This is a genomic window from bacterium (genome assembly GCA_018814885.1).
GTDB lineage: Bacteria > Krumholzibacteriota > Krumholzibacteriia > LZORAL124-64-63 > LZORAL124-64-63 > JAHIYU01.
Genome location: JAHIYU010000065.1, coordinates 1 through 9,047, shown reverse-complemented (window position 1 = coordinate 9,047; position 9,047 = coordinate 1). Strand labels below are relative to the sequence as shown.

Below are 9,047 nucleotides of genomic sequence, written 5' to 3'. Positions count from 1 at the left end.
TCGACCGCAGCGCTGGAGGGGACGAACACGAAGATCAAGCTGATGCAGAGGAAGGCGTACGGCTTCCGTGACCCGGAGTTCTTCAAGTTGAAGATCTACGCTCTGCATGACACCAACTACGCTTCAGCCGGATGAGCCTGATTTGTGACGGGAATGCGCCACCCGGTTCGACGGTGCGGTCCGGTGCGGTCGCCGCGACGACATCCTGGAATATACGGGTTTGCTGTAGACGTAACTCATAGTTACACAAAAAGTTAACTGAGCAGACGCGACGGGGGCCGGCCTCGCCAAATGATTCGATAATAATTATAGCAATATTATCCAGATATGGTAAAATAGATGTCGATCGATCAAGAAGGGAGTGATTTCATTAGAACCTCCCGGTTACTTTTTTCTGGAGGGGAATGATGCGACAAACGACTCCGCTCTGCTTCATCCTGGTCGCGACGCTGCTTGCGGCCCCCGCTCTCGCCACCCACTGGGAGGACTTTAATGCCACCGCCGACTGCGGCGGCTGGGGCATGACCGGCATGATCGTCGTCGGCACCTACGGCATCGACAGCCTGGTCGAATACACGGTGACCCTGTCCCGGGGCGGGATGACCGTCCAGGAGCACAGCGGCGCCATCGCATTCGTTCACACCGGGCCTTCGACCGTGGAGGCCTTGGGCCTCTGGGACGGCGAGCTGTGCGGCGACTACTCCGCCGTGGGCGTCTTCACCATCGTCGGCGCCGGCGACCTGTCCGGCGACCCCATGCGCTCCTTCGAGGTGATGTTCACCTGCGAATGCGACGAACCGGATGCCTGCACCTACACGCCCGGCTTCTGGAAGAACCACGCCTCCGCCTGGCCCATCTTGGACTTCGCGGTCGGCGGCGTGGACTACGTCCAGAGCGAGCTGATAGGCATCGTGCAACGTCCCGTGCGGGGCGATGCCACGGTGATCCTGGCCCACCATCTGATCGCGGCCATGCTCAATGTCTGGAACGGCGCCGACGACGGCATCCAGGGCGCCATCGACGCAGGCAACCAGTTCCTCGCGGATCATGGTCTGGGCAGTCGCCCTTCCGGTGATTTGAAGCAGGTAGCGCTGGCGATCAAGAACGAGCTGGCGGCCTACAACGAACTCGAGTGCGACGATGACGATTCGGCCGATACGATGAAGAACCTGCCTGATGATGAACCCGCGAACTGGGGAACGGTCAAGTCCATCTACAGGTGATCAGGAGATCCGATCCTTAACGAAGGGGCCCCCGTGTGGGCCCCTTTCTATATGACAAAACCAACCTAGATATCATGGCTGAATTTATGATATAATCATACCACTCGGAGGTAAATGCTAAATCCGTTCATGCATCCGTCTAGCATTTTGTAGGGGAGTTTCCATGAAATCCAGAGTGATGTACGTCTTGATCGCGTCCGCGTGCCTCCTGGTCGCAGGCAGCGCCTTCGCCGCTGCCCGCTGGGATTATTTCGATGTCACGGCCGACTGCGAGGGCTGGACCTTCGATTCGGGCGTCAAGATCGGCTCGAGTCATCCGTTCATCGACCTGACCTACGTGGTGACGCTCTCGCAGGACGGCGCCCTCGTCGAAGAACGCGTCAGCTTCTTCCGGATCTGGATGGACCCCGACGTGGTGCCCATCTACGAATTCAGGCCCTGGGTGACCGACCTGACCGACGGCGGGATCTTCGACGTGGCCGGCACCTTCGTGGTGCCGTTCACCAGCGACGGCGATTCGGTGCGCACCTTCGCACAGACCATCGACTGCGGCGGCGGCGAGGTCGTCTGCGCCCAGAGCCCCGGCTGGTGGAGGCGGCACGGCGACGCGTGGCCCGTGGACTCCCTCGTCATCGCGGGCGCGGAATACGGCAAGGACGATCTCATCGACTTCCTGCACGTTCCCGCGTTCACCTTGAAGCTGCGTCTCACTCGTCATCTGATCGCCGCCAAGCTGAACGTGGCCGCCGGGGTGGAGAACACCGTCGAGGAGACCATCGCCGCGGCGGACCAGTTCCTGATCGATCATCCCTTCGGCACCTGGCTGAACGGCCCGGCGCGCCGCGAAGGCCGTGCACTCAAGAATATCCTGAGGGATTTCAACTTCCAGGGCTGTGGCGACAAGGCGTTGCCCGTCGCATCCGCGGACGAAGACGATGCGATCGACCGGGACGACCTTTACGGCTGGGGCGAAGTCAAGTCCATGTATCGTTAGCGACGCATCCTCGGCATCGCATGGTGGGGGAGCCGGCCGCGGGGCCGGCTCCCTTTTCCTGCGCCCATATCCTTGACCCGGCTCCGTATTGCTCACATCCTGTGCGTGGCCCGAACCGGAGTCGTCAGATGTTCGAACGCAAGCCAGCACGCCTGTCACCCGCCATACCGTGGTTCGCCGACGTGCGCACCGCCCTTTCGCCCATGTCCGGCGTGAGCGACCGGGCCTTCCGCGACATCTGCCGCGATTTCGGCGCGGGCCTCGCTTTCTGCGAGTTCACCGCCGCCAAGGGCCTGACCTACCACACCGAGAAGACCTGGCAGCTGATCGACACCAAGGGAGAACAGGCGCCGGTCGGCGTGCAGATCTTCGGCAACGAGCCGGAGTCGATGGCCGGCGCGGCGCGCATGATGCGGGGCAGACGCCTGGATGTCCTGGACATCAACTTCGGCTGCCCCGCCAAGAAGGTCGTCCGGAAATGCGGCGGCAGCGCCCTGCTGGCCGACTTGCCGCTTCTGATCGCGGTGGCCCGGGCCGTGGTCGCGGGCAGCCCGGTGCCGGTCAGCGCCAAGATCCGCACGGGCTGGGACGAGGCGTCGGTCAACTACCGCGAAGTGGGCCTGGCCCTGCAGGACGCGGGTTGTGTCTGGGTCACCCTGCACGGCCGTACGCGCGCCCAGAAGTACTCCGGCCGGGCGAACTGGGACCGCATCGCCGATCTCGTGGAGACCCTCGAGATACCGGTCATCGGCAACGGCGACGTCGTCGATGGCGAGAGCTACGCCGACATGGTGCGCCAGACGCGCTGCCATGCCGTGATGGTGGGCCGCGGCGCCATGGGGAATCCGTGGCTCTTCAGGCAAATGGACGCCGCCGAAGGTCTCGGCGACTACGAGCCGCCGACGCTTCTGGACATCCTGGACCTGGCGAAACGGCACATCGGAGAGGATTGCCACCTGCGCGGGGAACGCTCGGGCTCCTACCTGGTAAGAAAGCACGTGGCGCGCTATTTCCGCGGCTTCCCGGGCGCGTCGGCCATCCGTCGCGAGCTCTTCGCGACGGAAACCGGGACCGACATGCTGGCGGCTCTGGCGGAGATCCGCCGCGCGGCCGAGCGCGGCGGTCTCGACGAACCGGAGGTCCGATCATGAAGCGCAGACTGGCCCTGGTCGCGCTGTTCGGCGCACTGGCTGCAGCGCCCGGTTGCGACAAGCGGCCCGTGCGCCAGGCGGTGCGTCTCGACACCCTGCGGCAGCACGAGCAGTACACCCTGGTCCACACGGTGGCGTCGGGGGAGACCCTGCGCACCGTGGCCGACCTCTACTACGGCGACCCGGCGCGGGCCGCGGAGATCGCGGCGGCCAACGGCCTGACCGATCCCGACCGCCTGTCCGTGGGCGACGATCTGCTGCTGGTCTTCAGCGAGGACGAATGGGCGGGCGCCGAGAGACGTTATCGGGCCCGGCCGCCCTACAATCGCGGGGTGGATGCCCTGGCATCCGGCCGGTTGGAGGAGGCCGAGCGGGCCTTCGACGAGGCGCTGGGGATCGACCCGGCGTTCGATGACGCCCGCTACAACCAGGCGCTGGTGCAGCTGCGGCGCGGCCGCAACGAGGCGGCCGAGGACCTGCTCGTCGATGTGCGATCGCGCCGCCCCGGCGATCAGGACGTGCTCGCCGCCCTGGGCAACAGCCTCTTCTACCAGACCCGCTTCGCGGAGGCCGTCGCCGTCTTCCGCGAGCTGCTGGGTCTCGAGCCGCGCCACCGGCAGGGCGCCTACGGCCTGGCCCGGGCGTTGACCGAGGCGGGCATGATCGAATCGGCCATCACGGCCTGGGAAGACTACCTGCGGCTGGACGGCGATTCGGCCTGGGCGACGCGGGCGCGGGAACAGCTGAAATTGCTGCGCGGGGGGTGACAGCTTGCCCCGTGCCCGCCGGTCTGCTACATTACCCGGCAGCGAGATACTGAAGCATCCTTTAAATCGGCCCCGTGAGGCCCCAAGGAGGCGTGATGGGGAACAGAATGGGTACGGGTGCGTTGACGCCCTGCCCTTTTTTTGTGCCCCGCGCCCCGGCCGCCAGGAGGGAGCGACCTCATGACTTTCGTCGAGAAGACCATCATCATGAACGGCAAGGAGGTCCGCCGGGCGATGACGCGCATCGCCCACGAGATCCTCGAGGCCAACAAGGGTACCAAGGACTTGATATTGCTGGGCGTGCAACGGCGGGGCGTGCCCCTGGCGGGCATGATCGCCGAGGCCATCGAGCGGGTCGAGAAGGTGAAGCTGCCGCAGGGGGCCATCGACATCACCTTCTACCGCGACGATCTGTCGACCATCGGACCCGCGCCGCGCATCAACGAGACCAACGTGCCCATGGACGTCACCGACAAGATCGTGATCCTGGTCGACGACGTGCTCTACACCGGACGCACCGTGCGTGCGGCCATCGGCGTGATCATGGACTGGGGCCGGCCGCGCGCCATCCGCCTCGCCGTGCTCGTCGACCGCGGGCATCGCGAACTGCCCATCCGCCCCGACTTCGTCGGCAAGAACGTACCCACGTCACAGCGGGAGATCATCAAGGTGCGCGTGAAGGAATTCGACGGGGCGGAGGAAGTCGTCGTCGGGGAGGTGCAGGACTGATGGCGCTCCAGCGCAAGGATCTCATCGGTCTGGAGGATCTGACGCGGGAGGAAATCCTCTCCATCCTGGATACCGCCGAGGCTTTCCGCTCGGTGTTCGACCGGCCGGTGCGCAGCGTGCCGATCATGCGCGGCAAGACGGTCGTAAACCTCTTCTTCGAGCCCAGCACGCGCACGCGCATCAGCTTCGAGCTGGCCGAGAAGCGCCTGTCCGCCGACATCGTCAACTTCGCCGCCGCCAGCTCGTCGCTGAAGAAGGGCGAGACGCTCAGGGATACCGCCCAGAACATCGAGGCCATGAAGGTCGACATGATCGTCATGCGCCACTCGTCGCCCGGCGCCGCCGCCTACCTGTCGCGCGTGCTCCGGGCCAGCGTGATCAACGCCGGCGACGGCGCGCACGAGCATCCCACGCAGGGCCTGCTCGACATCATGACCATGCGCCAGCGCCTGGGGAACCTGAAAGGCAAGAAGGTCACCATCATCGGCGATATCTCCCATTCGCGCGTGGCGCGGTCGAACATCTACGGGCTGACCAAACTCGGCGCCGAGGTGACCGTCTGCGGGCCGCCGACCATGGTGCCGGGCGACATGGTCAAGCTGGGCGCACGCGTCGAGCACGATCTGAAACGGGCCGTGGCGGAAGCCGACGTGCTCAACATCCTGCGCATCCAGCTCGAGCGACAGAGCCAGATGGTGTTTCCGAGCAATCGCGAATACCACCTGCTCTTCGGCGTCACCACCGAGGTGCTGAGCCATACCAAACCCGACTGCTTCGTCATGCACCCCGGCCCCATGAACCGGGACGTGGAGATCAGTTCCGAGGTGGCCGACGGGCCGCGACAGGTGATCCTGGAACAGGTGACCAACGGTGTCGCCGTCCGCATGGCGGTGATCTACGTGCTGTCCGGCGGCGATCCGGGACATCTCGGCGCGCCTGCGGCCTGACATCACACACACGGGAGACAGCGACGATGGAATGGAACTGGAAGCGGATCCCCGCCGAGTACCTCGTGACCAACGTCAGGCTGTGCCGCGGCGGCAAGCTGTCGAAGCGCAGCGGCTTCCTGCACGTCATGAAGGGCAGGGTCGAGGGCCTGGGCGTCGGTTCGCCGGCGCGTGAGGATGTGCCGGTCCTGGACGGCAAGGGCCTGGTCTGCGCTCCCGGACTGGTCGACGTCCACGTGCACTTTCGCGAGCCGGGGCAGGAGGAGAAGGAGACCATCGCCACCGGCGCCCGCGCGGCAGCCGCGGGCGGTTTCACCTCGGTGGTGACCATGCCCAACACCACGCCGCCGGTCGACAGCGCGCCGCTGGTGCGCTACATCCTCGACCGCGCCAACGAAGCCGGCTCGTGCCGCGTCTTTCCGACCGCCGCCATCTCCAAGGGACAGCGCGGCGAGACCCTGACCGAATTCGGCGATCTCGTCGGGGCGGGCGCCGTGGGCTTCACCGACGACGGGAGGCCCGTGATGCATGGCAAGCTCATGCAGTTCGCCCTGCAGTATTCCCGGATGCTGGGCGTGCCAGTGACCACCCACGCCGAGGACTGCAACCTCTCGGGCAACGGGGTGATGCACGCCGGCTACTGGTCCACCAAGCTGGGCCTGGCGGGCATCCCGCGTCTGGCGGAGGACACCATGATCTTCCGCGACGTGGAACTGGCCAAGGCCACCGGCGGCCATCTGCACGTGGCCCACGTGTCCACCACAGGAGCTGTGGATATCATTCGCCGCGCCAAGCAGGACGGCGCGCGCGTGACAGCCGAGGTCACGCCGCATCACCTCTCCCTGGACCACTCCCGCTGCCGGGACTTCTCGCCGCTGTTCAAGATGAGCCCGCCCTTGCGCGAGGAGGAGGACATCGAGGCCCTGACCCAGGGACTCGTCGACGGCGTGCTCGACTGCGTGGCCACCGATCACGCGCCGCACACGGCCATGGAGAAGGAGCTGATGCTCGACCAGGCTCCCTTCGGCGTGATCGGGCTGGAGACGGCGCTGGCCGTCTGCAACACGTATCTTGTCGAGGAGAACAAGCTCGATCTGGGACAGCTGATCTCGCGCATGAGCGAAAGGGCGGCCGAGATCTACGACCTGCCCGTCGGCAGGCTGGAAGAGGGAAACGACGCCGATTTCATGCTGTTCGCGCCCGATGAGGCATGGACCGTCCACCCCGAGCAGCTGCGCTCGAAGAGCAAGAACACGCCGTACGGCGGCGCAACACTGACCGGCCGCGTGAAGGCCACTTTCCTGCGGGGCCGGTTGACCCACCACGAGGAGTTCTGATGGGAAGGCTCGTGACCTGGTTCGTGCTTCTGATCGCGGTGTTGGCCGTCGGGTGCGCCAAGTACAACACCTTCTACAATGCGCGCAAGGCCTTCGACTCGGCCGAGCATGTGCGCGAGCAGAGGCTGAAGCAGGGCGAGGACGTGAGCCAGCCCACCAACACGCAGAACGGCGACTACCAGCTCGCCATCAAGAAGTGCCAGAAGCTGCTGGAGGAGTACCCGGGGCACAGCCTGACCGACGACGCCCTGTTCCTGATGGCCAAGTCGTACCACCGCATGCAGTCCTACCGCATGTCCATCGCCAAGCTCGACCTGCTCTTCCAGAATTTTCCCGCCAACAAGTTCATGGAAGAGGCCCTGTTCCTGCAGGCGGCCAACCACATGTTCATCGGCAGCGTCGCGAACTCCAACGATTATCTCATCCAGTTGCAGCAGCAGTTCCCCGACAGCAAGTTCCAGGCGGAAGCCCTGCGCGTGGGCGGTGACAACGCCTTCTCCCTGGAACGCTGGGAGCAGGCGCGGGACAGCTACCTCCGCTTCCTCGGGTCGTTTGCCGAGGACGAACACGCACCCCAGGTCGGCTACAATCTCGCCTATTGCCACTGGATGCTGCAGGAGTACCGGGCGGCCGACGACCGGCTGGAGGCCCTGATCGCCGGTGAGCCCACGGACCGCAAGCTGTTGTTCGAGGCCCGTCTGCTGAAGGTCCGTTGCCTGTCGCGTATCGGACGTAACGAGGACGCGGTCGTCCTGTCCGAGGAGATCGCTCCCGAGGCCGAGGTCTACGCGTCCCAGGGGCTGGTGGCACTTGCACAGGCCGAGGATCTGGTGAACCAGGGCCGGTTCGAGGAGGCGGCGCCCCTGCTGGAAAACCTGCCCGAAGAATGGCTGGTCGGCGACGTGAAACCGCGTCTGGGCGAATTGCTCGGGGAGATCTACCTGCGCAAGTGGGATCTCGAGAACGCCCGGGCGAAGTACAGCGATGCCGTTCGCAGTCCGCGCATCCTGGAGAATCCCGAGCGCTGCAAGCAAATCAACGCGGCCCTCAGCGACTACATGGCAGCCGAGCAGCGGCTGGACGGCGCTGCCGATGCCGAAGCGCCGAAGTACAAGCTGATCAAGGCCAATATCCTGCTGTTCCACCTGGAGCGGCCCGATCTGGCGCTCGAGCTGTACCGCGATATCGCGTCGACCGCCGAGTTCGACTCGACCGCGGCCGTGCGCGGCCTCTACGGTGCCGCCGTCGTCTACCGCGACCAGCTGGCCATGCCCGACTCGGCGGCCGTCATGTTCGAACGGCTCGAGCACGACTACCCCGATTCCCCGCAGGCCCACATGCTCGACCCCGATGGCGACCACGACCTCTACGCCTTCCTGATGGAACAGGAGCGGTTGGCCCAGGAGACGCGTTTCGCGGAGACCATCGAGATGTCTGCAGAAGAAGCGGGGGAAACCGTCGCGCCGGCCCCGGTCTCCGGACGCGAGCCCGGCGTCCGCTTTTCGCGCTGGCGTGAACGCAAGCTGAGACGCGACTCGTGAACGAGACGCCGCAACCCCGCCGCTTGACCGGCCAGGTGTTCGCCCTCGATCGCGTCTCGACCTCCATGTACGCGATGACCCTCTCTCTCGAACGGCCGGCCGCTTTCCTGCCCGGACAGTTCTGCATGCTCAACTTCCAAGGTGGCCGCGAGATGGTCCTTTCGCGGCCCTTCTCGATCCTGCATGCCGACGGTACGCAGTTGACCCTGCTCTTCAAGGTGGTCGGCGCGGGGACCCGTCTGATGGCCGCCTGCGCGCCCGGCGCGCCGGTGGCCTGTCTGGCGCCGCTGGGGCGGCCGTTCCCGCCACCGGCCGACGGCCGGCCCCAGTTGCTGCTTGCCGGGGGCGTGGGTCTGCC

General features: G+C 65.6%; 10 protein-coding genes. All 10 read left to right on the top strand.

All coding sequences use genetic code 11. The features are described from left to right. Window positions 1-135, top strand: a 135-nt coding sequence (locus KJ554_03815) for a transposase (GenBank protein MBU0741464.1), incomplete at its 5' end; no start/stop codon positions are given. A 272-nt stretch (window positions 136-407) separates the two neighbouring features. Then, window positions 408-1,223 (top strand): hypothetical protein, encoded by an 816-nt coding sequence (locus KJ554_03810; GenBank protein MBU0741463.1) that lies wholly within the window; start codon window positions 408-410, stop codon window positions 1,221-1,223. 163 nt (window positions 1,224-1,386) lie between these two features. Further along, on the top strand, window positions 1,387-2,217 hold the full coding sequence (locus tag KJ554_03805) for a hypothetical protein (protein ID MBU0741462.1): 831 nt from the start codon (window positions 1,387-1,389) through the stop codon (window positions 2,215-2,217). A gap of 128 nt (window positions 2,218-2,345) precedes the next feature. Then, entirely contained in the window at window positions 2,346-3,368 is a 1,023-nt protein-coding gene (dusB, locus tag KJ554_03800; protein ID MBU0741461.1) for a tRNA dihydrouridine synthase DusB, read from the top strand. Beyond that, complete coding sequence (locus tag KJ554_03795; protein MBU0741460.1) at window positions 3,365-4,135, top strand: tetratricopeptide repeat protein; 771 nt, start codon at window positions 3,365-3,367, stop codon at window positions 4,133-4,135. Before dusB ends, KJ554_03795 begins: the two co-directional genes overlap by 4 nt. Before the next feature lie 180 nt (window positions 4,136-4,315). After that, the gene (gene pyrR, locus KJ554_03790) at window positions 4,316-4,864 is read left to right on the top strand and encodes a bifunctional pyr operon transcriptional regulator/uracil phosphoribosyltransferase PyrR (protein ID MBU0741459.1); all 549 of its coding nucleotides are present in this window, start codon (window positions 4,316-4,318) and stop codon (window positions 4,862-4,864) included. Beyond that, the gene (locus KJ554_03785; GenBank protein ID MBU0741458.1) at window positions 4,864-5,811 is read left to right on the top strand and encodes an aspartate carbamoyltransferase catalytic subunit; all 948 of its coding nucleotides are present in this window, start codon (window positions 4,864-4,866) and stop codon (window positions 5,809-5,811) included. Before pyrR ends, KJ554_03785 begins: the two co-directional genes overlap by 1 nt. Window positions 5,812-5,837: 26 nt before the next feature. After that, window positions 5,838-7,148 carry a dihydroorotase gene (locus KJ554_03780; GenBank protein ID MBU0741457.1) on the top strand — a complete coding sequence of 437 codons (1,311 nt, stop codon included), beginning with the start codon at window positions 5,838-5,840 and terminating at the stop codon, window positions 7,146-7,148. Next, window positions 7,148-8,689, top strand: a complete 1,542-nt coding sequence (locus KJ554_03775) for a tetratricopeptide repeat protein (GenBank protein MBU0741456.1) — start codon at window positions 7,148-7,150, stop codon at window positions 8,687-8,689. The genes KJ554_03780 and KJ554_03775 overlap by 1 nt, the downstream gene beginning before the upstream one ends. Then, window positions 8,686-9,047: hypothetical protein (locus KJ554_03770; protein MBU0741455.1), on the top strand; the 362-nt coding region annotated here is incomplete at its 3' end. The genes KJ554_03775 and KJ554_03770, both read left to right, overlap by 4 nt.